This is a genomic window from Thiosulfatimonas sediminis (genome assembly GCF_011398355.1).
GTDB lineage: Bacteria > Pseudomonadota > Gammaproteobacteria > Thiomicrospirales > Thiomicrospiraceae > Thiomicrorhabdus > Thiomicrorhabdus sediminis_A.
In genome coordinates this window covers 2480732-2504714 of the sequence record NZ_AP021889.1, presented here as the reverse complement: position 1 = coordinate 2504714, position 23983 = coordinate 2480732, and the positions used below count along the sequence as shown (strand labels likewise).

At 45.6% G+C, this 23983-nt stretch carries 25 protein-coding genes; 13 read left to right on the top strand and 12 right to left on the bottom strand.

The window, feature by feature from the left end; all coding sequences use genetic code 11:
• Complete coding sequence (gene fabB / locus HRR27_RS11780; RefSeq protein WP_173274043.1) at nt 1–1221, top strand: beta-ketoacyl-ACP synthase I; 1221 nt, start codon at nt 1–3, stop codon at nt 1219–1221.
• Between the two features lie 97 nt (nt 1222–1318).
• On the opposite strand, the gene HRR27_RS11775 is transcribed toward fabB, so the two are convergent.
• Genes HRR27_RS11775 through ftsY form a run of 3 tightly spaced genes read right to left on the bottom strand, consistent with a single transcriptional unit; the run spans nt 1319 to nt 3961 of the window.
• Nucleotides 1319–1909 (bottom strand): transglycosylase SLT domain-containing protein, encoded by a 591-nt coding sequence (locus HRR27_RS11775; RefSeq protein ID WP_173274042.1) that lies wholly within the window; start codon nt 1907–1909, stop codon nt 1319–1321.
• Entirely contained in the window at nt 1896–2702 is an 807-nt protein-coding gene (locus tag HRR27_RS11770) for a DUF2914 domain-containing protein (protein ID WP_173274041.1), read from the bottom strand. The genes HRR27_RS11775 and HRR27_RS11770 overlap by 14 nt, the downstream gene beginning before the upstream one ends.
• Nucleotides 2703–2713: 11 nt before the next feature.
• Entirely contained in the window at nt 2714–3961 is a 1248-nt protein-coding gene (gene ftsY / locus HRR27_RS11765) for a signal recognition particle-docking protein FtsY (protein WP_173274040.1), read from the bottom strand.
• Between the two features lie 144 nt (nt 3962–4105).
• Here ftsY and HRR27_RS11760 point away from each other — a divergent pair, with 144 nt between their 5' ends.
• Entirely contained in the window at nt 4106–5503 is a 1398-nt protein-coding gene (locus tag HRR27_RS11760) for a M16 family metallopeptidase (protein WP_173274039.1), read from the top strand.
• Nucleotides 5503–6837, top strand: coding sequence for a M16 family metallopeptidase (locus HRR27_RS11755; RefSeq protein WP_173274038.1), 1335 nt, complete (start codon nt 5503–5505; stop codon nt 6835–6837). Before HRR27_RS11760 ends, HRR27_RS11755 begins: the two co-directional genes overlap by 1 nt.
• A gap of 62 nt (nt 6838–6899) precedes the next feature.
• Here the strand turns inward: HRR27_RS11755 and olsF are convergent, their stop codons facing one another.
• Together olsF and HRR27_RS11745 are read right to left on the bottom strand one after the other, a co-directional pair.
• Entirely contained in the window at nt 6900–8645 is a 1746-nt protein-coding gene (gene olsF / locus HRR27_RS11750; protein WP_173274037.1) for a bifunctional ornithine lipid synthase OlsF, read from the bottom strand.
• 94 nt (nt 8646–8739) lie between these two features.
• Nucleotides 8740–10095, bottom strand: coding sequence for a sensor histidine kinase (locus HRR27_RS11745; protein WP_173274036.1), 1356 nt, complete (start codon nt 10093–10095; stop codon nt 8740–8742).
• A gap of 348 nt (nt 10096–10443) precedes the next feature.
• Here HRR27_RS11745 and HRR27_RS11740 point away from each other — a divergent pair, with 348 nt between their 5' ends.
• From HRR27_RS11740 to HRR27_RS11720, 5 genes are all read left to right on the top strand, one after another.
• On the top strand, nt 10444–11367 hold the full coding sequence (locus tag HRR27_RS11740; protein WP_173274035.1) for a LysR family transcriptional regulator: 924 nt from the start codon (nt 10444–10446) through the stop codon (nt 11365–11367).
• A 44-nt stretch (nt 11368–11411) separates the two neighbouring features.
• The gene (gene rsmD, locus HRR27_RS11735; RefSeq protein ID WP_173274034.1) at nt 11412–12026 is read left to right on the top strand and encodes a 16S rRNA (guanine(966)-N(2))-methyltransferase RsmD; all 615 of its coding nucleotides are present in this window, start codon (nt 11412–11414) and stop codon (nt 12024–12026) included.
• 130 nt (nt 12027–12156) lie between these two features.
• The gene (gene coaD / locus HRR27_RS11730) at nt 12157–12645 is read left to right on the top strand and encodes a pantetheine-phosphate adenylyltransferase (RefSeq protein WP_173274033.1); all 489 of its coding nucleotides are present in this window, start codon (nt 12157–12159) and stop codon (nt 12643–12645) included.
• Between the two features lie 269 nt (nt 12646–12914).
• Nucleotides 12915–13565, top strand: a complete 651-nt coding sequence (locus HRR27_RS11725; RefSeq protein WP_243830837.1) for a peroxiredoxin — start codon at nt 12915–12917, stop codon at nt 13563–13565.
• A gap of 108 nt (nt 13566–13673) precedes the next feature.
• Nucleotides 13674–14144, top strand: a complete 471-nt coding sequence (locus HRR27_RS11720) for a hypothetical protein (protein ID WP_173274032.1) — start codon at nt 13674–13676, stop codon at nt 14142–14144.
• Between the two features lie 36 nt (nt 14145–14180).
• Here HRR27_RS11720 and HRR27_RS11715 read toward each other — a convergent pair whose 3' ends face one another.
• Entirely contained in the window at nt 14181–15158 is a 978-nt protein-coding gene (locus HRR27_RS11715; protein ID WP_173274031.1) for an HPP family protein, read from the bottom strand.
• A 143-nt stretch (nt 15159–15301) separates the two neighbouring features.
• On the opposite strand from HRR27_RS11715, the gene HRR27_RS11710 reads away from it, so the two are divergent.
• The 4 genes from HRR27_RS11710 (at nt 15302) to modC (ending at nt 18835) form a co-directional block, all read left to right on the top strand.
• Nucleotides 15302–16102, top strand: coding sequence for a TOBE domain-containing protein (locus tag HRR27_RS11710; protein WP_173274030.1), 801 nt, complete (start codon nt 15302–15304; stop codon nt 16100–16102).
• 110 nt (nt 16103–16212) lie between these two features.
• Complete coding sequence (gene modA / locus HRR27_RS11705) at nt 16213–16980, top strand: molybdate ABC transporter substrate-binding protein (RefSeq protein ID WP_173274029.1); 768 nt, start codon at nt 16213–16215, stop codon at nt 16978–16980.
• A 79-nt stretch (nt 16981–17059) separates the two neighbouring features.
• Nucleotides 17060–17755: a molybdate ABC transporter permease subunit gene (gene modB, locus HRR27_RS11700; RefSeq protein WP_173274028.1), complete on the top strand. Its 696-nt coding sequence runs from the start codon at nt 17060–17062 to the stop codon at nt 17753–17755.
• 9 nt (nt 17756–17764) lie between these two features.
• A complete protein-coding gene (gene modC, locus HRR27_RS11695; protein ID WP_173274027.1) occupies nt 17765–18835 on the top strand; it encodes a molybdenum ABC transporter ATP-binding protein in 1071 nt (356 codons plus the stop codon).
• Between the two features lie 107 nt (nt 18836–18942).
• On the opposite strand, the gene HRR27_RS11690 is transcribed toward modC, so the two are convergent.
• The 3 genes from HRR27_RS11690 to HRR27_RS11680 all read right to left on the bottom strand — a co-directional run bounded on the left by HRR27_RS11690 (nt 18943) and on the right by HRR27_RS11680 (nt 20715).
• Entirely contained in the window at nt 18943–19428 is a 486-nt protein-coding gene (locus HRR27_RS11690; RefSeq protein WP_173274026.1) for a hypothetical protein, read from the bottom strand.
• Between the two features lie 94 nt (nt 19429–19522).
• Nucleotides 19523–20371: a bifunctional DNA-formamidopyrimidine glycosylase/DNA-(apurinic or apyrimidinic site) lyase gene (gene mutM, locus HRR27_RS11685; protein WP_173274025.1), complete on the bottom strand. Its 849-nt coding sequence runs from the start codon at nt 20369–20371 to the stop codon at nt 19523–19525.
• Nucleotides 20372–20439: 68 nt separating this feature from the next.
• The gene (locus HRR27_RS11680; protein ID WP_173274023.1) at nt 20440–20715 is read right to left on the bottom strand and encodes a TIGR03643 family protein; all 276 of its coding nucleotides are present in this window, start codon (nt 20713–20715) and stop codon (nt 20440–20442) included.
• Between the two features lie 244 nt (nt 20716–20959).
• Between HRR27_RS11680 and HRR27_RS11675 the strand changes: the two genes are divergently transcribed.
• Complete coding sequence (locus HRR27_RS11675) at nt 20960–21160, top strand: hypothetical protein (RefSeq protein WP_173274021.1); 201 nt, start codon at nt 20960–20962, stop codon at nt 21158–21160.
• A gap of 66 nt (nt 21161–21226) precedes the next feature.
• On the opposite strand, the gene rpmG is transcribed toward HRR27_RS11675, so the two are convergent.
• The 3 genes from rpmG to HRR27_RS11660 all read right to left on the bottom strand — a co-directional run bounded on the left by rpmG (nt 21227) and on the right by HRR27_RS11660 (nt 23921).
• Nucleotides 21227–21379, bottom strand: a complete 153-nt coding sequence (gene rpmG, locus HRR27_RS11670) for a 50S ribosomal protein L33 (protein WP_173274019.1) — start codon at nt 21377–21379, stop codon at nt 21227–21229.
• 11 nt (nt 21380–21390) lie between these two features.
• The gene (gene rpmB / locus HRR27_RS11665) at nt 21391–21627 is read right to left on the bottom strand and encodes a 50S ribosomal protein L28 (protein ID WP_173274017.1); all 237 of its coding nucleotides are present in this window, start codon (nt 21625–21627) and stop codon (nt 21391–21393) included.
• 332 nt (nt 21628–21959) lie between these two features.
• Nucleotides 21960–23921 carry a hypothetical protein gene (locus HRR27_RS11660; RefSeq protein WP_173274015.1) on the bottom strand — a complete coding sequence of 654 codons (1962 nt, stop codon included), beginning with the start codon at nt 23919–23921 and terminating at the stop codon, nt 21960–21962.
• Nucleotides 23922–23983: the final 62 nt, after the last annotated feature.

The window sequence follows — 23983 nt, the reverse complement described above, 5'->3', positions numbered from 1 at the left end:
ATGAAAAGAGTCGTCATTACCGGGATTGGGATTGTTTCAAGCCTAGGAAACAATAAGGAAGAAGTTACTAACTCTTTAAAAAATGGCCAGTCAGGGATTGTCTTTGCTCCTGAATATGCAGAAAACGGCTTACGCTCACAAGTTCATGGCGCGATTAAGAATTTAGATTTTGCTGAGCATATAGATCGTAAGCAACTGCGTTTTATGGGCGATGCGGCAGCTTATTCTTACATCGCGATGCAACAAGCGGTGAAGGACTCTGGTTTAACCGAGGAACAAATGTCTCATCCTCGTGTTGGTTTAGTTGCCGGTTCTGGCGGCGGTTCTAACTCGAATTCGACCGAGGCGGTCGCCATTGCAAAAGAGAAAGGCGTTCGTCGTGTGGGCCCTTATATGGTTACCCGTACTATGGGTTCCACGGTTTCAGCCTGTTTGGCAACGCCTTTTAAAATTAAAGGTATTAACTATTCAATCAGTTCTGCGTGTTCGACTTCAGCACACTGCATCGGTACCGCAGTAGAGCAAATTCAACTGGGTAAACAAGATATTGTTTTCGCCGGTGGCGGTGAAGAGTTGCATTGGACCATGTCTGTTTTGTTTGATGCGATGGGTGCCCTGTCGAGCAAATACAATGAAACCCCAGAAAAAGCATCACGCGCTTATGATGCGGATCGCGACGGTTTTGTTATCGCCGGCGGTGGTGGTATGGTCGTGGTTGAAGAATTGGAACACGCGCTAGCACGTGGAGCTAAAATCTACGCTGAAATTACCGGTTACGGTGCCAACTCCGATGGCTACGACATGGTCGCACCCTCCGGTGAAGGCGCGGTTCGTTGTATGCAGATGGCCTTGTCGACAGTGCAAGGCGCGGTAGATTACATTAACCCGCATGGGACCTCAACTCCGGTCGGTGACACCAAAGAAGCGGCCGCGATTCGGGAAGTTTTTGGAGCTGATATTCCAAAAATCAGTTCAACCAAATCCATGTCTGGCCACTCATTAGGTGCAGCAGGTGTGCATGAATTTATCTACAGCCTAATGATGTTGGAGCACGATTTTATTGCACCGTCTATTAATGTAGATACCTTAGATGAACAGTGTGAAGGGATGCCAATAGTCACAGAGCGTATTGATAATGCTGGGTTAAATCGCATTATGAGTAACAGTTTTGGTTTTGGCGGAACTAACGCCAGTTTGGTTTTTGAGAGATACAAAGCTTAATCACTCTGTGTTTTTTTAAATAAAAAGCCGAGTCGGATTAATTTCGATTCGGCTTTTTGCTTTTAAGGTTTTTATTTTTCAGATTTACGCACTGCGTTTAACGGCACTGTTGATATTGAGAGCGATACATTCTGGCGCGTTCAGACACCTTTTTGGCTACAGGTGGTAACCACGCTTTTTGAAGGTAAGAGCGTTGTTTATAACCGGTGTGGCCTTCATGGTAAGCTAAATACAGTTTAAAAGGGTCGGTGCGGGAGATGCCAAGACGCTGAAAAGATTGATAGTTGTACCAGCCGATAAAGTCTAAAGCATCGTCAATATCATTGCGTTTTGCATTCCAACGGCCGGTTTTTTTCTGATAATCGTACCACGCAGCATCGGTTGCCTGAGCATAACCAAAAGCGGATGAACTACGTCCGATTGGAATCCCTAAAAAATACTCCATTTTAGGTTTAGCGTGCGGCTTAAAAGTCGATTCTTGATGTACAAAGGCCAATTGAATCCAAGGCGGAGTGCCCCAGCGTTTGAAGGAGTTTTGCGCCGCGTCAAACCAATCATCGTCGTAATAGAAAATAGAACAAATATCATCCAGTGTTTTTTTTGGTGGAGGGGTTGAACTACAGCCGGAAATTAACACTCCCATCACGGTTAGGTGGATACTCAGCCATAAGGTTTTAGTGATTCTCATCGAGATTTCCATAGTTAAAAGCCATGCGCTTAAAAACCTGCTGCTTACTATCAAGCAGTTCAATATACCAACGGCCTTGACGTGCGCTTGTCATCAGTTCTGTCGCGCTCAGTGATTGCAGTCCGGCCTCTAGTGAGAATTTACCTTTTTGGATAATTAAGCCGTCGTAGCGCCAGTGTAAGTATATCGTTTGAGGTTTATTCAAACTGAGTTGCGCGTTAAATTCAAGTGTCCGTAGGTACTTGGGCAAAATAATCGGTGATTTTTCAAACCTTTGCGAAAGTGATAACGGGAAATTCTGCCCTTGTGCACGAATTTGTGCCTGAACGATCTGCACGTTTGAATCGGGGATTATGGGGCTAAGCGGTGTTTTGTTTTCAGCAATCTGTGCAAATTGTTCTGCTCGGAACTGCATATCGGCGCGTTGCGCATCACTCATCAATCCTGTCGCGGTGGTGTTTGGACTAATGCTGTTTTGGAGTTGATGCACATTGGCTTGCTGATTCTGCTCATTAATCTGTTTTAACATCACTCCAGAAGTCGCTAAGCCGCCGAGCACCATAACCGTAAACCAAGCGATTCGATAACGCCAATTCGGTTTGGCCAAGAGCAATCGCTGGCTGTTGATATCTTCTTGTGAGACTTCCCAGCCTTGTGCAAAGTAATCCCGGAGACAAGCGTCTTGGCGAATGTCATGCGGCATATGGCTTAATGACTTGCCCGCTAAGCCATACCGATAACCGGTTTTGAAAGCACGCTGATGAGCAGGGTTTTCAGAATCGGCGATCGGCATAGGTACCTCGATTAGTCGTTTGCCTTTTGGTCAAACAGAGCGGCAGTAAAGTCTTTGCTATTGAATGGTCGTAAATCATCAATTTTTTCACCAACGCCAATAAAACGAATTGGCACTTGGCACTGCTCGGCCAAAGCATAAACGATGCCGCCTTTTGCAGTCCCGTCCAGTTTGGTTAAGGTAATGCCGCTGACGCCAACCGCTTCATGGAATTGCTTCGTTTGATTTAGTGCGTTCTGACCTGTTCCGGCATCAATCACCAGCATGACTTCGTGTGGCGCGCTGGCATCGACTTTCGCAATCACGCGTTTCACTTTTTTCAACTCTTCCATTAAGTTTGATTGCGTGTGTAAACGCCCGGCTGTATCGGCAATCAACACATCAATATTTTTCGCTTTGGCGGATTGCACCGCGTCATAAATAACGGCAGCGGAATCAGCGCCGGTTTTTTGCGAGATAACCGTCACATCGTTACGCTCTCCCCACGTTTGTAGTTGTTCGACCGCGGCGGCTCGAAAAGTATCCCCAGCAGCCAGCATCACCGATTTTCCTTCCATCTGAAAGCGTTTTGCTAACTTGCCGATGGTGGTTGTTTTGCCAACCCCATTGATACCAACCATTAAAATCACATAAGGCCCACGGTTGCTTTGTAGAAACGTGTCTATCTCTAATGGACGGCTCATTGGAGTAAGAATCGCCTGTAGCTGATTTTTAAGTGCATCAATCAACGCTTGCGGGTCTTTCAATTCTTTGCGTGAGACTTGGTCAGTCAAGTTTTTGATAATTCGATTAGTCGCTTCAATACCTACATCAGCGGTCAACAGAATCATTTCTAACTCATCGAGAAGGTCATCATCAATCTCTTTTTTGCCGAGAATCAAATTACTAAGACTGTCGGTAAAACTCTTCCGAGTTTTGCTTAAGCCCGCTTTTAAACGCGCAAAAAAGCCGCGTTTGGTTTCCGGTTGGTCTAGGTCAACCTCTGTCTCGGCTTTCGGTTCAGACTCCTGTTCCAACACAGGCTTAATGGCTGGTGTCGTTGGTTCTGAAAGCGGCGGCAACTGGGGTTCGCTTACCATCACGGTTTCTGGAACGACCGCTTGGTTTGGCAGGTCTATTTTATCCGGCGGGCTTGATGGCAGTTCGCGCTCTGCGACAATCGGCTGCTCAGAGGCTTCTGGCGCTTGGCTGAGCGTTTGTGTCTCGAGTGGCTGTTCGGTTTCAGGCGGGTTTTTCTTTTTACGGAAAAAGTTAAACATTGGGCAGAAGGTCCTGTTTCAGGGTTTATTAAGAGTCGTAATAAAATGCGTGCTTTATTATAAAGCAAAACGCAAACTAAGCTGTAAGCGTAGTGGCATGAAAGTAAGCTATTACGTTGTTAACTCGTGTAAATAGGATAAGCAATGACGAAAAAATGGGCAACAATCCTCCGTAAACCGGTATTTGGCGCGCTGGCTCTGAGCTTACTCAGCGGCTCAGCGTTCGCGCAAATTTCCGAATATCAATTGGATAATGGTATGCAAGTGGTGGTCAAACAAGATCATCGCGCACCCGTTGTGGTGCATCAAGTTTGGTACAAGGTCGGCTCCAATTTTGAACACAGTGGCGTGACCGGTATTTCCCATATGCTAGAGCACATGATGTTCAAGGGCACCAAAGAATTGAAACCAGGCGAGTTTTCCAAAAAAGTCGCGCAGATGGGGGCCAAAGAAAATGCCTTTACTTCCAGTGACTATACCGCTTATTACCAAGTGCTTGGTAAGCAGCATCTTGGTGAAGTGATGCGTTTGGAAGCGGACCGTATGCGTAACATCGTTTTAACCGATGAAGAGTTTCAGAAAGAGCGTGATGTGGTTACTGAGGAGCGCCGTTGGCGGGTTGAGGATAAACCAAACAGCAAGTTGTACGAACAGTTTAAAGCGGCCGCTTTTGTCAACAGTCCTGCGCACCACCCTGTTATTGGCTGGATGGCGGACATCCGTGATTGGACGGCACAAGATGCCCGTGATTGGTATCAACGTTGGTATGCGCCGAACAATGCAACCTTAGTGGTTGTGGGCGATGTCAATCCGGATGAGGTTTATCAGTTGGCGCAAAAATATTACGGGCCGACTAAATCAGAAATGATTCAACCGCCCAAGGCACAGAAAGAAATTGTGCAAGAGGGTGAACGTCGTATCAGTATGAAAGGAGCGACGAAGCTGCCGGAAATTCTGATGGGTTTTCACGCGCCAACTTTAGTTACCGCGGACGATGATGAACAGCGCGCCGAGGTGTTTGCCTTGAGTGTTCTGAGCGATATTTTGTCCGGTGATGATTCGGCACGTCTAACCAAAAACTTAGTGCGTGGTGCGCAAACTTTAGTGAGCGCCAGTGCCAGCTATGACCCAACTGACCGCCTCCAAACACTGTTTATTTTAAATGCGACACCGAGCGCCAATACCACGCCACAACAGGCAGAAGACGCGCTGTGGACGGAAATCAAAAAACTCCAGCAAGCGAAAATTAGCCAAGCAGAGTTGGATCGAGTTCTCGCTCAGGCTGAAGCGCAATACATCTATCATCAAGATTCGATTCAGTCGCAAGCGATTATCCTCGGTTCTTTGCTCAGTGTTGGATTGCCGTCAGATACCCTAGATAACTGGGTTGATAATTTACGTAAAGTGACTCCGGAGCTTATTCAACAGGTTGCGAATAAGTATTTTAGTGTTGATAAACAGACCGTAGCGACGTTACTCCCGAATGGTGAGCAGGCTAAGGAGAATGGTGGCGGGGCGCTACCAGGTAAAGGAGTTCATTAATGAAACAGCCACAAATTTTTCACGCTAGAACCTCGTTAACGGCAGCTTTGTTATTGTTTACTGGCCTGTTGCTGTTCAGTCAAATGAGTGTTGCCGCAGTCAAGATTGAATCTTGGATGACACCGCAGGGTGCCAAAGTGATGTATGTGTATTCGCCGCAATTACCGATGTTGGATATCGAGGTCAGTTTTGATGCGGGATCGACTCGTGATGGACAAGACTGGGGATTGGCCGCGTTTACAGCGGGGCTGATTGGTACCGCGACCAGCACACAAAACGAAAATCAAATTGCAGATAGCTTTAACCGTATCGGTGCGCAATTTGGCGGCAGTGCCGAACGCGATCGAGCCAGCTTTTCATTGCGTACATTGACGCGTCAAGACGTGATGCAGCAAGCCTTTCAACAGTATTTAATGGTATTGAGTGAAGCGCAATTCAAGCCCGAAATCATTGAGCGTGAGCGCGAACGCCTGCTCCTTGGGATTAAGCAAAAATCGGTTAATCCACAAGCGATGGCGAACGATTTACTTTGGGCGAATCTTTACCCAAATCACCCTTATGGTCATCCGACCAGCGGCGATGAGAAAACGGTTATGGGGTTGACGGCCAAGAAAATAGAGCAGTTCTATCGGCAGTATTATTCAGCGAATAACGCCGTGATTTCGATTGTGGGAGATGTCGATAAAGCCCGAGCGAGTGAGCTAGCGGAACAGTTGGCCAGCCACTTGCCACAAGGTGAAAAGCCCAAAGCGGTGAGCGCACCGCAAGCGTTAAGCCAAGCGAAAAAAATACAGCAGACATTTGCTTCTTCTCAAACCTATTACAGCTTGGCGCAACTGGGCATAGAGCGTGGTAACAAAGATTATGTGCCGCTCTTCGTAGGGAATCATCTATTTGGCGGCAGCGGCTTTGGTTCTTATTTAATGGAAGAGGTTCGCGAAAAACGAGGGTTGGTGTACAGCGTTTACAGCTATTTTGCACCCATGAAGCAGCCGGGCCCGTTTATTATCGGTTTATCGACAAAAAACGCCTCGGCAAAAGAAGCCGAACAAGTGGTGCAAGAGACGTTACAAAACTTTATGCAAGATTTTTCTGAAGAGCGACTGCAAGCGATTAAAGATAATCTGATTGGCGGTTGGCCGTTACGAATGGACAGTAATTCCAAAATTATTGGCTACATTTCGATGATTGGTTTTTACGGATTACCGTTGGATTATCTCGATGCCTTTCCGGAACAGATTGCTAAAGTCAGTAAACAAGATGTTCTGCAGGCATGGCAGCGTCAAATTCAACCAGATAAAATGCTTACTGTGATGGTTGGGCAGCCGCAGTAGTCTCCATATCGGCTAGATACAGCGCCCGAAATGTTCGGGCGTTGTTGTTTTCGGCATAAGTGTTAAGCGGCTGAAATCACCGATTCGCCCATATAACGTTGGCGTTTTTTGCTTTTTATTTTGGCGATTTCGACAAAGATAAAGGCATCGATGCAGTCGCTAAACAGCGAATCAATACTAAAATCGATAAAGCGGCAACCCTTGTCGTTGCAAAGTTCGGCATATTGTTTAAACAGGGTCGGCAGTTTTACCCCTTCTAATGCTAAAAGTGCATTCAGCTTTTTCAAACTGGCACTGTATTCACCACTCAATTCTTGTTTGGCAATCGCCATGCTTTCGTCACTGATTACAAACGGTTCACGCGCTTCTACAAGACTTTGATAATCGCCAAATTGTTGTAAGTAAAACGCGGCAATTAATTCTTTAGCCTGTTGTGGATAGGTGTTCGATAAGCTAACTGGACCGAACATATATTCAATATTGGGATGTTGTTGCAGATAGGCGCCAATACCAAACCATAGATAATCTAAACTGCGTTTTCCCCAATATTTTGGTTGCACAAAACTCCGTCCCAACTCCAAACAATTCGGTAAGTGCTGGCGCAGGCTGTCTTTAAAACAAAATAAGCTGGCGGTATAAATTTCCGATTCGTTTTTATCACGTGATTGTCTTGGGTGTTGATGTTGTCCCAAACGATAAGCACCAACAATTTCCCATTCTTGCTCATCCCATAAAACCAGATGCTGATAAAGTGCATCGTAGTGATCCAAATCGGAGCTTTTGCCAGTGCCCTCTTGAACACTGCGAAAGGTCAGTTCTCTAAGTCGTCCGATTTCCCGCATCACTGGAGAATTGGCATCAAACTCAAACAGATAAATTTTTTTCTTGTCCACGGTTTCGCCGAGCGATTTGCCAAGCTGAACAGCGTCTCGCAAAGCGCGCCGTTCAATCGGATGAGCGATGGTTTCAATGGTCTTTAGGAAAGGGTGTTTGAGCAGCTTTTTCGGTTTAGAAAGATGGTATAAGTGTTTGCGAAATTCCTTAGCGAGTGCTTTTGCTGAGCGGCAAGTCGTTGCTTGTGTGATGGTGGTTGCGGCAATCGGTTTGCCGATATGGAAGTCGATTTTTTGTGCCTTTTTATTGAACATCTCTTGCACTAAAAGCAGCGATCCGAGAGGTTTATACAGCGTGGAGAGGGCATAAAATAGGCTGGAGTTGCGTGCATCGATGTGAATCGGTAGGACGGGCGCTTGGCTTTTCTGCGCTAAGGTTAAAAACCCACTTTTCCAAGTTCCGTCTTTGACTCCGTTTGGGCGGATCCGTGACACTTCACCGGCTGGAAAAATAATCACTGCTTGTTCGTTTTTGAGCGCGTTTAACATCCCTTTAAATGCGGTTTTGTGATGGTTGCCGGTTAGATTGTCGAGCGCTAAAAACAGCTCTTGTAATGGCTCGAGATTGGCGAGTAAATGATTCGCGACAATCCGCACATCGGAGCGAACCGAATGGACGAGTTTTAATAATGCCAAGCCGTCCAGGGAACCGATAGGGTGGTTGGCAACAATAATCACCTTGCCCTCTGCCGGAATACGTTTGAGATGACTGTGATTAACGTGGTAACTGAAATCGAAGTGTGCCAATACTTGATCTAAAAAAGCAAAACCGCGGAGATGCTGGTTTTCTGCAATGAATTGATTGATTTCTTGTTCGTGTAATAACTTTTTAAGAATTTTAATCATCAAGGGATAGGCTGGATGATGCGAGAGACTTGGCCATTTTTGGGTTAACGCGTCTTGGATATGTAACATAACTCACCTGCAATCAAGTTTTGCTCATTATGATTGCTTGAGGTGACGCACAGATGAAACAAATGTGATGCTTGCATGAAGTTCACGCCGCGCGCTATTTTCCCTGATTGCTCACTTGCGGTGCACTAATCCAAAACTCAAATAGACTGCCTTGTCCAATTTCGCTGCTCAAGCGGATGCCGCCATCCATTGAGGTTAATAACTCTTTAGCGATAGATAGCCCTAATCCGGTACCGTCATATTGACGAGTGCTGCCGTTATCGGCTTGGGTAAAGGGTTCGAAAATTTGTTGTTGTTTCTCTATTGCAATGCCAACACCGTAATCGCGGATGCTGCAATATAGGCGCTCGGTATCGTGGTGATAGAACAGTTTGATTTCGATGCGAGTATGTTCATTAGAAAATTTGAGCGCGTTGGAAAGCAGATTTGACAGCACTTGTTTCCAGTAAAAGGCGTCAAATAATAGCGCTGTCGGTAGAGGTTGTTCGATTTCCACCTCCAACAAAATTTTTTTATTTTCAGCGGCTGCGGTAAACGCTTGTAGAGTTTGTTCCAGATTTTCAATCGGTGAATGGGTGCCGGTGGTGATTCGAAAATTCTGTTTTTCGATTTTACTAAAATCGAGAATGTCGTTTATTCGCTGCGTTAATTGGGTGGCATTGTCGCGAATGGATTCTAGAAAATGTTGTTGTTCATTTGATGCAGGGGTAGTTAATAAAACATCGGTAAATCCGACAATGGCATTTAAAGGGGTGCGTAACTCATGCGAAATATTGGCCATAAAGTAACTTTTCACTTGGTTGGCTTCTTCGGCTTGTTGTTTGGCGGTGACCAGCTCGTCAATCAGCTGTTGATTTTGGAGATTTAGCTCGATGCTGTGTGCCAAGGTATGCTGAAACTGGCTCGCGGTATTCAAAATAAAAAGTCCGAAAAAGCCCATCATAATGGCAAATACAACAAATTCGAACTGCTGCTGATAGAGGAAAAGTGCAATTAAAGGGAGTAGTGTCAGCGCCAGAAAGCCGCGAATATAAGCCGTTATGGCAGATAATGATGCGACGCTGCCGGCAATTAATCCAGCGATAACAATCGCTAGTATTGTTAGGCTCAATGGCTGGTCGGCTTGATAAAATAGCCACGGGAAAATCCCCCACATGAGCGCGGTGGTGTAAACCATCACGCCGTATAGACGGACATCGGAATTGCTACGTTTGGGTTTTTGGGTGAGGTGATAACCTAGCCAATGGCGGCCTAACACAATCATCACAAAGACACTTGACCAAACGATGAGGGAGAGCGACGTCGCTGTGCTAAACACAAGCATTAAACTTAAGACAGCGAGGCTAAAGTTACCCAGTAGACTGTTCCAGCCGTTGTGCAACACTAAATCGAAACTTTGGCGGCGCATTTGATGTTGGAAATGGTTGGCGTGTGGAGGTTGCTGCATCATTCAATCTCTTGTTTACGTATTTTACTGCGGCGAAGAAAGCACTGCATCCGCTCTGCCGGTTTTGATGCTTCCCAAACCACCAAGCATCATAGCACTGTCATCGCGGCTTATAATAAGCAAGATATAGCATAAATCCAAATGGGTTTAGGTTTAGGTCAATTTGACGAGGTAAGCTCACTGTTTTTTTCGACTTGAGAGTTGACTAAAACAGACAATTCTTGGTTAAAGTGATTGGGTGGCTTATTTTCTGTCTTTTAAGCGGAGTGTGATGATAGGCGCTTAGAGAAAAATACGTTAAAATCAGGACTTGTCATAAAAAATTTCAACATAAATTCATAAGGTTTTTGTATGGGCGCACAACTCGATGCGATTAAATTGGAGCAGTTGTCGATCTTACTCAAAGCCGTCGAACTGGGAAATTTTGCGGCGGTTGCACAAGAACGCAATATCAGTGCTTCATCAATTTCAAGAACCATTCAGGGGTTAGAAGATCATCTCGGGTTTCAGTTATTTGAGCGCAGTACGCGTCATTTACAGTTAACGGAAGCCGGTGCAATTTATTGCGAATCGATAAAGCCTGGATTGGACAGCCTGTGCCAAGCCCAAGTGAAAGCTTTGGACAGTCAGAACATTGTGCAAGGCACTTTACGGATTACCCTGCCGCCCGGTTTTGCTGAGCAGAAAGTGATTCCACTGCTGAAAAAGTTCCGTAAACTGCATCCGCAATTAAAGTTTGATATTTTGATTCATAATGAATTGTTGGATCTGATTCGTGAACGGATTGATTTGGCTATCCGCATCGGCCATTCGCCGCAAACCGGTTTAGTCGTTATTCCGTTAAATACCATCCGCTTAAAATTAGTGGCCACCCCAGAACTGCTGCAAGAGCATCCGATTGCCGACATTCAAGACTTGAAAAAAGCACCGGCAGTGCATTTTTTAGACTTCGAAAGCTGGCATTTTAGCCTCCACGACACACCGAACATTGTGCATGATGTTGCGATTCAAAAAAACATTATGGCGAATAATGCTTATGCAGCACGCGAGATGTGTTTGCATGGTTTAGGTGTGTCTTTATTGCCCGATTGGATGATTGAAGATGCCTTGGCACAAGGCCATTTAGTGGAGGTTTTAGATACCTATAGCGCCGCTTTTGATAATAATATCTATCGCATCAATCTGGTCTATCCCAATACCAGTTATCTGCCGATGAAAACCCGTGTCTTTGCTGAGTACCTTGAACAGCAACTCAGTGCTTTGCAATTTAAGTAGCGGCTATAATACGCCGCGATTAACTGAAAAATTCAATGGTGATTATGTCTAGACAATCTCGTTCTGCAAGGCGCCCACCTCCCCAAACGCGAGACAGTTTAGGGGCGGTGCGCATTATTGGTGGTGATTTTCGCGGCCGTAAATTGCCGGTGATATTAGCAGATGGTTTGCGCCCAACGTCTGACCGAGTCCGTGAAACGCTGTTTAATTGGTTGCAGTTTGAGATTGCCGGTGCGCGCTGTTTGGATGCGTTTGCGGGTTCAGGTGCTTTAGGTTTGGAAGCCTTATCGCGCGGAGCACGTGAAGTTGTTTTTATTGATGCCTTGCCGCAAGTTCAGCAGCAGTTGCAACAGAATCTACAGCGGTTACAAATCGGCGTGGAACGCGCAACTGTTCACTGCACCAATAGTCTGAAGTGGGTGCAAAATCCTGCGCCACAAGCGTTTGATATCCTGTTTTTAGACCCGCCTTTTCATAAAAACCTAATGGTAGAAACGCTCGATGCCCTGTTTGCCAACGGTTGGTTGAGTGAACAGAGTCTACTTTATCTTGAGCAAGAAAAAAGCTTGTCTTGGCCAACTTTGCCGGCGGGGTGGGTGTGCCTTAAAGAGAAAAGTACTCCGCAGGTGCGTTATGGGTTATTTGCTAAGGCGGAATAATCTCTCGTTGATCTTAGGGGCTTATTCTGATCTCTTTAGATTTTGATGAGTCTAGCAAATTGCACGTATTTCGGTATTATATGTGGCACTCTTTTAACCGCTAAGCTAGGCGCTTTTTAACGAAAATCTTATGACAATTACTGCTGTTTATCCCGGTACTTTTGACCCGATTACCTGTGGCCATGTTGATTTAATCGAACGTGCCGCGCGTTTTTACGATTGTTTGATTATCGCGGTTGCGCAGAATCGCAATAAAAATTCGCTGTTTACGTTGGAAGAACGGGTTGCCTTGGCGACTGAAGTGGTCGCCCATATGCCGAATGTAAAAGTGTTGGGTTTCAGTGGTTTGTTGGTGGATTTTGTTAAAAGCGTTGATGGCAGTGTGTTGTTGCGCGGTCTGCGTGCGGTTTCCGATTTTGAGTATGAGTTTCAATTGGCGTCGATGAATCGCAAACTTGCGCCTGAAGTGGAAACGATGTTTATGACGCCAGCAGAACAGTATGCATTTATCTCTTCTTCTTTAGTACGAGAAATTTCCGCTTTAGGGGGGGATGTCAGTGAGTTTGTTCATCCCAAAGTAGCCGCTGCATTACGTTTAAAAAACGCGCAATTAGATTAATTTTTTTAGTTTTTAGGCCGTTTTTCGCCATTATTTTTTCACTATTGTTGTTTGGCTTTTCCGTAAGATGATTTGCGATGTCGAGATGGCACGGCGCAGCAATAGAACTCGGCTTATATAAGAAATTTATTATCTTTGGCTGTTATAATAGCCTGTCACTATTAGTTCGTTTTAAATTTTCTATTGGATTTACGTTGCTTAGATGGTTAATCTTATCGCCGTATTAAATAAACTTATTAATTGTAAAGTTAACCCTATATTAGGAGAATATGATGGAAGTAACAACTAGCTCTGGTCTACCACAACTTAATGCACCAGCTCCGGCATTTGATGCGCTAACAACTCATGGTCGTAAAACATTGGAAGATTACCGTGGTAAATGGTTAATTCTTTTCTCGCACCCTGCGGATTTCACGCCAGTTTGTACCACTGAGTTTATCGGTTTCCAAGAGCGTAAGGCTCAGTTTGATGCAATGAACTGCGAATTATTGGGTCTGTCTATTGACTCGCACCATTCGCACAATGCGTGGACCTTAAACATCAAAGAAAAATTCGGTGTTGAAATTGAATTCCCAATCATTGCTGACCTAGACATGAAAGTTGCCCAAGCTTACGGTATGGTTCACCCAGGTGCAGCAGATACTTCTGCGGTTCGCGCAACATTTATGATTGATCCACAAGGCGTATTGCGCGCAATGGTTTACTACCCAATGTCTAACGGCCGTCAAATTGATGAGTTCGTTCGTTTGGTGCATGCAATGCAAACGTCTGATGCTAACGCGTGTGCAACGCCTGAAAACTGGCGTGATGGTGAGAAGGTCATCGTTCCTCCTCCAGCGACTATCCAACAAGCTCGCGAGCGTTTAGCGTCTGATGAGTATGAGTGTGTCGACTTCTATTTCTGCAAAAAATCACTGTAATTTGCAGTATAGATTGTCCATTTTAGGTGGGTTCGCCTAAATGGAGTAAAGCCACGGTTAGGTTTGCTTAACCGTGGTTTTTTTATAGCCGAAGATAAGGATACCGATATGACATTTGTAAAAACAGGCTTAGCGATTATGGCGCTGAGTTTAAGCAGTTTTTTAGCACAAGCGCAAACGCTTACTGGCCAGACCTTCCAAGATCAATTTGAACAGCCGTTGGCTTATAGTTCAGAAACGAAATGGGTTCTGCTAAGCAGTGAAAAAGCGGCCGGTAAGCTGGTTAAGGAGAGTTTAGATGCGTTAAATTTAACCGATTTAGCGGCTAAAAATGGGCTTTATATTGCCGATGTTTCAGCTATGCCAGGCTTGATTACCAAGCTGTTTGCTGTCCCTAAAATGCGCGATTATGCGTTTAAGATGGCCGTGGTGAATGATGAGCAAGGCTTGGTTGGTTGGCCTAAGCAGGCTGATAAAGTCAGTGCCATTCAAGTAAACAATTTAGATGTGATTGCCGTGGAATACTTTGATTCTGCTGACATGTTGCAAGCTTGGATTAAAGCCCAGATAGGCGAATAATTTTTCCTGGCAACCTTGAGGCACGGTTACCGTGCCTCAACAGCGCTGCTTTTTCTGCCAGCCGGAAGCGGCGGGTTCGACTTCATAAGCGGCCCATTCAATAAACTCCGAAAGTGCAATGCAATCGGTCTTGAGTTTTTGATAGCCGGCCTTTTGTTTAAAAATCACTCGTTGTTTTTCGCCATCGGTAAAATCTTCTTCGACCACTTCAATGACCTGCCGCACGCTCCAGTTTTTTCCCAGTTCGCCGTTGCTGTAATATCGATTGTTGGCAATGTTCGCCGCGCTAAGTGCTTGGTTGGATAAGCCGATTTGCGTCAATTCTAAAATGCGCCGCAATTCTTGTTCGTTGATATCAACAAAACTGTCAATTTTTGATAATGCACTTAAAAATTCCTCATGTGATAAACCAGTATGTTGTAGTGCAATTGGGCTCTGTTCGCTGGCGAAGTAGACCGGGTATTTTTTTTGGCTTAGCGAGTGGAAAAAGACCGCAATCATTAAAATAACCAAGACATTCAACAACACCGGAAAAAGTAAAAAATCAAAACCGATGGATGAAGGCGCGCTGATTGCACCGAGAATGACGGTTAACGCGGTCGCTCCTCCGGGAGGATGCAAGCAGCCTAAAGCGTACATCGCGAAAATACTCAGGCTAACCGATAACCCCATCACCAATAAGGGGTCGAGCAGGGGGAGCGCATAGAGTGCAAATAAAATGCCGATCAGTGCCGAAATTAAGTGGCCGCCTAACAGCGGCCAGGGTTGTGACATTGGACCGTGCGGAGCGGCAAAAAGCAAAACCGCCGATGCGCCCATTGAGGCGGTTATTAACCAAATACTTTCGGCAGGGGCCCAATGATGACTGATTATCGCCACGGCGAAAATACCGATAAAGCCGCCAAGCGCAGAGTAGAGTTTTTCACTTAGCGAGTTGTTGATGTGGGTGGGGGCGGCAATCTGGTAAAGTCGATTCAGTGTTGCATTCGCACGTAACGAGGATATAAGGGGCATGGGTGTTCCTGCAAATTAATGGGCTATTTCGCCTCTGTAAACGAATTTTATTCTAGTCGATTTTGCGTTCAATAATTCGCCTTGCTTCTGGTTGTTTACGGCCTTATAATCTTTCGATATTACTTTTAGGATGTATCGAATTTATGCAGCAGCCGGAACAATTAGTGCAGTCCTTTTTACTCGGTTCTAAACAGACTCGTTCCGGACAGCGTCGTTTAGAGCTGTTAAATAAGGTTGACTCTTTAGGTTCTTTGGCTCAAGCGGCCAAAGCCTGTGGAATTACCTATAAAGGGGCTTGGCAAGCGGTTGAGGCGATGACTGAAGCGGCCGGCGAAAAAATTGTGCACACCCAAAAGGGTGGGGCTGGCGGTGGCGGCATGGTACTTACCCCAGCGGGCAAACAATTATTAAGTGCTTACCTATTGTTTCAGGAGCAGATGCAAAGTTGGATGCGACACCTTGAGGTGTTGTCGCCGGGCATGTTAAGTCAGCTTGATATTATGAGGAAAATTTCCATGAAAACCAGTGCACGTAATCTTTTTCATGGCACCGTGCAATCGATTCTTAGCGGTGAAGTAAACTGCGAAGTGATTATTTCAGTCGGCAAGGACACCGAAGTGGTCGCGCAAATTACGCCCAGTAGTTTAGAGCGTTTAGGTTTAGAAATTGGCAGTGATGTGTATGCCTTGATTAAAGCCAGCTGGGTGATTTTGGCCGAAGATATTGCCGGTATGCGAACCAGTGCGCGTAACCAGTTTTGCGGTACGATTGTTGAGCTTGAGCAAGGCGCGGTCAACAGTGATGTGACCTTGGAGTTAACGAGTGGCAATCGAATCTCAGCGATTGTCACCAACGGCTCAGTCGAAGCGCTGGATTTAGCGGTTGGGGGGAGTGCTTGCGCCTTGATTAAGGCATCGCACGTGCTTCTAGCGGTTGCCGATTAAAGGTATTAAGTTTAATAACCGCAATAAAATAAACCGGTGTTGCCGGTTTTTTTAGCAAATTCGTTATATAGTAAGTTACATATAAATAAAACGTTATTTTGGAGAAATGGATGAAAAAGACTGTATTGCTCGGGCTCTTTAGTGCCGCGTTTGCACTGTTAACCAGCGGCCTTGCCCATGCCGGAAGTGCGACCATTGCGGTGGCGGCTAACTTTACTAAAACCATTGAAGAAATTGGCGAACAGTTTCGCCAAGAGACGGGGCATGAGTTAAAGTTTTCTTTTGGGCCGACCGGAAAACTGTATGCACAAATTAAAAATGGCGCTCCTTTTGATGCTTTTTTTGGGGCTGATGAATCCCGTCCGCTGAAAACGATTGCCGACGGTATCGGGGTGGAGTCCAGTTATTTTGTATACGCACAAGGTCAGATTGCTTTATATAGTGCAGATTATCCGGTAAAAACGCAGCCCTTAGAGGTATTGCGAAAGGCCGAATTTAAACACTTGGCAATGGCCAATCCGCGGACGGCACCTTACGGTGAGCGCGCCCAAGCATTTTTGAAAAGTCAGGGGTTGTATGAAGGCGTCAAGGCGAAATTGGTGAATGGCGAAAGTATCGCGCATGCTTTCCAATATGTCGCAACCGGGAATGCGCCGATTGGGTTTATCGCCTTGTCGCAAATTGTCGATCCACAAAGTCCGATTTTCCAGAAAGGCGAATATTGGGTGGTGCCACAAGCCGATTATGAACCGATTAAACAAGGTGCGATTATTCTCAAGCGTGGAGTGGATAATGTCGCTTTGCAGGCGTTTTTTGATTATCTAAAAACCCCAAAGGCATTAGAAATCTTGCACGCTTACGGCTATAGTACGCCTTAATTTTAGATGAATCACGAGCACATTAACGCAAGCAGATTTGGCGAAAAGGTTAGTGTGTTCGTGCCTTTGTGGTAGCAAAATGTTAGAAATTTTTGGTGTAAAGGTTAGCTTAGAGCCGATTTGGCTGACCTTGGAAGTAGCGGCTTGGACCACCGTGATTCTGTTGCTTTTAGGGACGCCGATCGCTTGGTGGTTGGCGCGTATGCAGAGTTCTTCGAAAATTGTGTTCGAAGCTTTAGTTGCCTTACCCTTGGTGTTGCCACCAACCGTGTTGGGTTTCTATCTGTTAATCATGTTTAATCCAAACGGTTATGTAACCGAATTTCTGCGCTTTTTTGGTTTTGAAGGGCAGCTTACCTTTTCTAAAACGGGATTAATTATCGGTTCGGTTTTTTATTCCCTACCCTTTACGATTCAGCCTTTAATGCACGCGTTTGAAGCGGTACCGCAAAAATTGTTGGATGCCGCAGCCACTTTGCGGGCATCGGTATTAGACCGTTTTTTTACCATTGTGATTCCACTATCGCAGCGCGGTTTTCTGGTCGCGGCTACCTTAACCTTTGCGCACACAGTGGGTGAGTTTGGGGTGGTGTTAATGCTCGGGGGCAATATTCCTGGCGAGACTCGGATGGTGTCGATTGATATTTTTGACCATGTGGAATCTTTGGAGTACGACCAAGCGCACGTGCTTTCGGCGCTTATGTTGATCTTCTCATTATTGGTGCTGATGTTGGTGTACGGCATTAACCGTCGTTTTGGGGTCAAGGTGGGTTAGGTGGATAAGATGGCAAGTTTACGTGGTAATTTACAACTGACGCTTGGAGATTTTGTTCTGGACTCGAACGAATTTGCTTTGCCATTGGATGGTATCACGGTGATTTTTGGTCGTTCTGGTTCGGGTAAATCCACACTATTGCGAGCCTTGAGTGGTTTGGATAAACGCACCCGTGGCACCTTGTATTTTGCGGATACGCTTTGGCAAAGTGGCAAACAGGCGCTTCCGCCGCAAAATCGACATATCGGTTTTGTGTTTCAGGATGCGGCGCTGTTTCCGCATATGAGTGTAAGGCAAAATTTGTTGTATGCTGTGAAACGTCTGCCAAGCCATATTCAAGCCGCTGATTTTGACGAAATTGTCAGTCGAGTTGGCATGGCTGATAAGCTTGATCGCAGTGTAAATTTTCTCTCTGGCGGCGAAAAACAGCGCGTAGCGATTGCCCGTGCATTGCTGGCTCGACCACAATTGTTGTGCATGGACGAGCCGTTGTCAGCCTTGGATTGGCGCGCTAAAGCGGAGATGCTGAGCTTAATTGAAGAGATTGTTGAGGCTTACCAAATTCCGGTGCTGTACATCACGCATTCGCCAGCGGAAGTGGAGCGCTTGGCCAATCAAATTGTGTTTATGGCTGGCGGTCACATTGAGCGAATCGAAAGCTTACAGCAAGCCTTATCTCGAGTTGATTCACCGCTGTTTGATGATGAAGGCGCTGTGTCTGTATTGCAAGGCAAGCCCTTAGCGATTTCGCAGGGTTTACGTCCGCTGTTAATGGGCGATAACACCTTATGGCTTGCTGATTTAAGTGATTTAAAAAAATCGCAAGTGCGTGTCAGAGTGTTAGCCAAAGACGTCTCTTTAGCCTTATCGGATCCTGAACAGTTGAGTATTATCAATCATCTGTCGGCCGAGGTATTGGAACTGATTGCCAAGCCGAACCATCGTATTTTGGTGCGTTTGGCGTTGCAAGATGGGCAAAAACTGTTTGCTGAAATTACAGAGCATTCTGCGCAACGCTTGAATATCCGCGTGGGATTACCGCTTTTTGCGCTGATTAAATCGGTCGCGTTGGCAGAGTAAGTGATTAATGTTCTAAGCGTCTCTGTTTTTTGGTGATCTGCGAGCAACGGCACTTTGTCTTGGTGACGTGTTTCGGCGCCATTATTGATGGCACCGCGGTAACACGTTTATTGTCCGCGATTTGACGTTTCTAAGAAAAACGGGATTTGAATCTCTTCACCATTTTGGGTCAGCATCAGTGTCAGTTGCCACTGCATTTTTTCGGCGGTGCAGAATGCCAGCATCGAGGTGCCCACCCAGTGATTTGGTTTGGTGGATGTCAAAGAGATGCGGTTATATCCCATGTACATATTAATCCCCGAAATGTCTAACTGTACCTCACTTGGATTGAGGTTTTCCAACGTCAGTTGTACGCCCAATGGACGCGCAATTGGAATGGGTTGTGGATTGATCTGTAAGGTAACTTTTGCGCCTTGATGCTCAATGCTGCAAGCACCTTGGTGCAGATTACAGTCTTGCGCTGTTGGCCATAGATTGGCATTAGGCTGTGCTGTTTGGTCGCAACCACTGATTAATAGTAGGCTGCTAAATGCGGTACATAACCAAAGTACACGGTAAGAAATAAAGCGGTTGAGTGGCTGCGCGCTCATCATTGAGTGATCTCCAAAATACAGAGAGCTATGGTATAGCGCGCCGCTGCTTCGAACAAGCAGGTTAATTGCTTTTTCAGATTTTGTTCAGACAGTCTCAAAGTGGTTTGCGCGGTTTTTTGAGTGGTTGGCAGTGCGCACAGAAAAAACTGGCGCGCTGGTTGATAATCACTTTATTAATGCACTTTCCGCATTGTGTGCAAGCTTGCCCATCACGACCGTACACCCTCAACTCTTGCACGAAATAGCCGGGTTTTCCCTCCGGACTCATAAAATCTTTTAAGGTGGTTCCACCTTGTTCGATTGCGCTAGCGAGTACTTGTTTGATTGTATCCACCAAACGATGACATTGCGCTTTGCTTAAATTATTCGCTGGTGTTTGCGGGTGGATGCGGCTTAAAAATAGCGATTCGTTAGCGTAAATATTCCCCGCACCGACGACAAAAGCGGAATTCATAACGACGGTTTTTATCGCCATTTGGCGGCGTCGAGTTTGTTGGTAAAAAGTGTCGCCATTAAAAGCTGGATCGAAGGGTTCGGGCGCCAGTTTCGCTAAAAGTTTGTGTTGCTCAATTGCCCCTGCTTGGCTGGGATGCCAAAGCACGGCACCAAAGCGGCGAGGATCATTCAGGCGCAAAACTTGTCCACTTGTTAACAAGATATCCACATGGTCATGTTTTTTGACCGGTGTGTCATGGGGTAAAACACGAAGCGTTCCGGACATTCCAAGATGGATTAACAGTGTTCCCGGTTGCGTGCTAATGAGCAGATATTTGCCCCGCCGACCAAGGCTTAGAATAGGTTGCTCGGCGAGCAAGGCTGGTAAGGCTGGTTCAATTTCCCAGCGCAATTTAGGGGTGCGTAAAGTCATGGACGCAATCGTGGCGTTGTGGCAAGCAGCGGCAATGCCTCGGCGCGTGGTTTCAACTTCGGGTAATTCTGGCATCTTCTCTCACTGTTTACGACTAGGTAGTCGGCTCAATCAACACTTAATTTGCGCTTATTATAGGCAATTTACCAACCACGGCGGATTTTGTATTGCGTGGCGCAGTAACCTCTTGATACCGCTTTGTCGCGTAAACTGAGGTGTTTGGTTTTGCGTCCGCTGACCCGTTCGCGCCAAATTTTGAAACTGCTTGGTTTGAGCTCGCGTCGCATTAATTTAATTACCTTGCTTTCGTTTAGCCCGTAATTGATTTCAATCGCTTCAAAAGGCGTACGGTCTTCCCAAGCCATTTCGATGATTCGCGATATGCTTTGCGCATCAAGTTCGAGTGGTAATTTTTCCATTGTGAAACCTTGTTACTTTGTAGAAGTGTTGTATAAATATTTTTTACAGATTCTATCAGAAACTGACCAGTAAAAATATTGCGTAAAAAAGCGCATTTGTTACGGTTTTTTATGTAATCTTGAGGTGTTTAATGGAGAATAGGCGAGTTATAAAAAAACTGGCTAAATTTTTGCTTTGGCCGTTATAGAAATTAGGAACAAAAATAATGCATTGGATGCAAAACACACACAGGGGGGTTCAATCATGAAACGCTATGCTATTGAATTCAACGGATATGACTATGTGATTCTGGACCAAGGAAGCGTTGTTGCTGCCTTTGCCACACTAGATGATGCGTACCAAACCATGCGCGATTTCGAAGAAAAACTGCCTTATGCCGCTGAATCAAAAATTCCACCAGCGATGCGTTGGGCAAAACAGAATTTATATGTGATGCATGGATAGGTTTTTGATGAGCGAAAAAAAACCCGATCTTGTGGATCGGGTTTCTCAAATAAATCTGGGTAAGAATTATTTGATTTTAGCTTCTTTGAACAAGACGTGTTTACGAACGATTGGATCGTATTTCTTGATCTCAAATTTGCCAGCCATGTTCTTCTTATTCTTATCTGTAGTGTAATAATAAGCAGACTCTGTTGACTTTAATTTAATCTTATCGCGCATGATTAGTCTCCTTAGACCTTCTCACCACGTGAACGCATATCAGCGATCACAGCGTCAATCCCGTTCTTGTCGATGTTACGCATACCTGCTGCAGATACGCGAAGTTTTACAAAACGGCTCTCAGCTTCAGACCAAAAACGGTGCGAATGCAAGTTTGGTAGAAAGCGACGACGAGTTTTACGGTGAGAGTGGGAAACATTGTTACCGACTGCAGGACGCTTGCCTGTCACTTGGCATACTTTAGACATTTCACAATCCCTTCTAGTATTAAACCCTTAACTAAGTCATTGAAATAGTTAAAAATTCGTTAAATAAAAATATTCGAATATTTCTATACTTAGCGGCTGAAAAATACTCAGCCATAAATAAGAACGCGGAATTATCCATGAACTCCCTGTAAATTGCAAGCATTTCCAATGCGTTATGCCACGCGCATATTTTGCGGCCGCATTTTCACTTGCTTGCGGAAGACGAAAAACCGGCGTTAACCCGATGTTAGGCACGATATAACAGGGTCAATTAGGGCCATTCGCAGAATAACCGATAGTGACTTTGCTAACTTGTGTGGTCTCTCCTTAAGTCATTTAAGATATGGGACATAATCCGGAAAATAGGTTCCTCCCTGCAGAAACGCTTTGTCTGAATCAATGAGTGTAATTCCATTCCCTGCGCGATAGTCGAAACGGGTTGGTTCATCCAATTGAATCGAGCGTTCGCTGATAATCTCGCCAAACTGATATGGCGTACCGTCGTTTTTAACCTCGGCAACCGAAGCATCTCGGTAGTGATGATAGCTGATCGGTGTTTCGGCAAACACGTCTTTGCCGTAAATATAACGCTGAGTGGCGACCACTTGACGATAGCGACGGGCATTTTCAATGGCATCGTTTGTTACGGGGTAGAGCAAGAAACCTTTTATTGTCCCGTCTTCATTCAAATAGTCTTTGCGGCTGACGTATTCGCGCAATAGCGTTTGGCGCAAGGTTACGCTCTGTTCGAAGCTGGCGGCATCATCGGTTTTAATAGCTGTCCAGTTATCGGAATAATCATTGTCAGTGCTAATTGCTGCTTTCAAACTAGCTTCGATGGATTGCGGCATGACACCGTAAAGATTTGCACTGACGGTATGATTTAACAATAAAGCAAACTCGCCAATACCTGCGTGACGATTGGTTGGCTCTGGAGTCGTGGAAGTCGCAACGCCATCACGAACCTTAGTGCCGAGATAATCCATTTCCTGCCAACCTAAATCGGAGTCGAAAGAACGCGGGAATGACCAAGTGCTATCAACGGTATTACCGGTACCGCTAGTGAAGTTAGGATCCTTTGTTCCTGAGTGGAATCCGGAGTGACAACCAATACATTGAGTCAACTCTGCGCGTGATTGTGGTCGTAAATCACCATTTTTGTCTTCAATAAAACCGGCAAGTAACCAGCCAGAACCATTATCGACCCAGCCTTGTTGATCATTCCCATAAATGGCGTCTCCAGTGCCATCGTCCGGTCGTGCTTCCATCGGGTTAAAGTCCTCATCTTTATACATATAGCGGACTTCTTTGACGCGGGTGGCGCGCATGCCCGGTAATTTACCGTGACTACCGTCGGCAGTGGTGTCGACATAATGTAGCGGGTGCGCCAGTTCAGTGCCTTGTGGATAGCTGCCGGCGACCACGTTAATCGCCGATGCCGCGCCAAAGTAGTTTGTCGGTGAGGTGTCTGTTAGACGGTTTTGAATCGCATCGCGCAACAGTTCTAAGTTCTGTTGGTAGATTGCTAGATCAAAGTCACCGGCGCTGTTCTGCATAAACGGTGCGGCGAGACGAATATAGATGCCCGAAACCGAGCCAGTCATCGGGCTGAAGATGCCATACGGCATAAAGTTGATGGCGCGCCAACCGGTATTGCCGCCAAAATCATCGTTGAAATAGACGTCTTTGGCATCGATAGATCGAACGAAACCGTCATTATCAGCAGGTAGTGCAGACGGATTTAAACCCGGTAATAGTCGGAATGGTTGGTCGTAACCGCTATCCCAATCGGTGCTGGTTCCAACTCTTAGGTTGTAAGCGGCTTGCCAATTGTTTTCTTGAATATAGTCTTGCATATTCCAGTTGTTTGGGTTGATATCCATTGCTGTGACGGCGGCAAGCAAGGTTTCTGGACTAAGCGTGTTTAACCAGTAGTTTTTGGCAGCAGTAGGCGCTTGGGTGCTGTATGGATCAAAGCCATAATCAAGCTGGAAATTTACTTGCGGAATGGCACCTGCCTGAGGATTGTTATTGCCGATCCCTAATTTATACAAGCCGTTGGTGTGGCAGAACAGACATGCGTTTTGGCGACCTAAGCTCGTTTCGGTATGACATTGCGCTGGAACTTGAGGGTAAGGGTTGCCTTCAAATACGACAGGATTAATATAGCTTCCTACTAAAGCCGATTTAGTTTCTGCTGTTATTTGATTTGCTTCTGGATCGTTGGTCGCGCCACAACCGCTTAAAAGTCCGGCAAAGCTTGCCAAGAGCAATAGATTATTGATCTTTTTCATAATAATTCCTCGTAATTTTTACGCAAAAAGCCAGCATCAAGCTGGCTTTAAGAATCCATGTT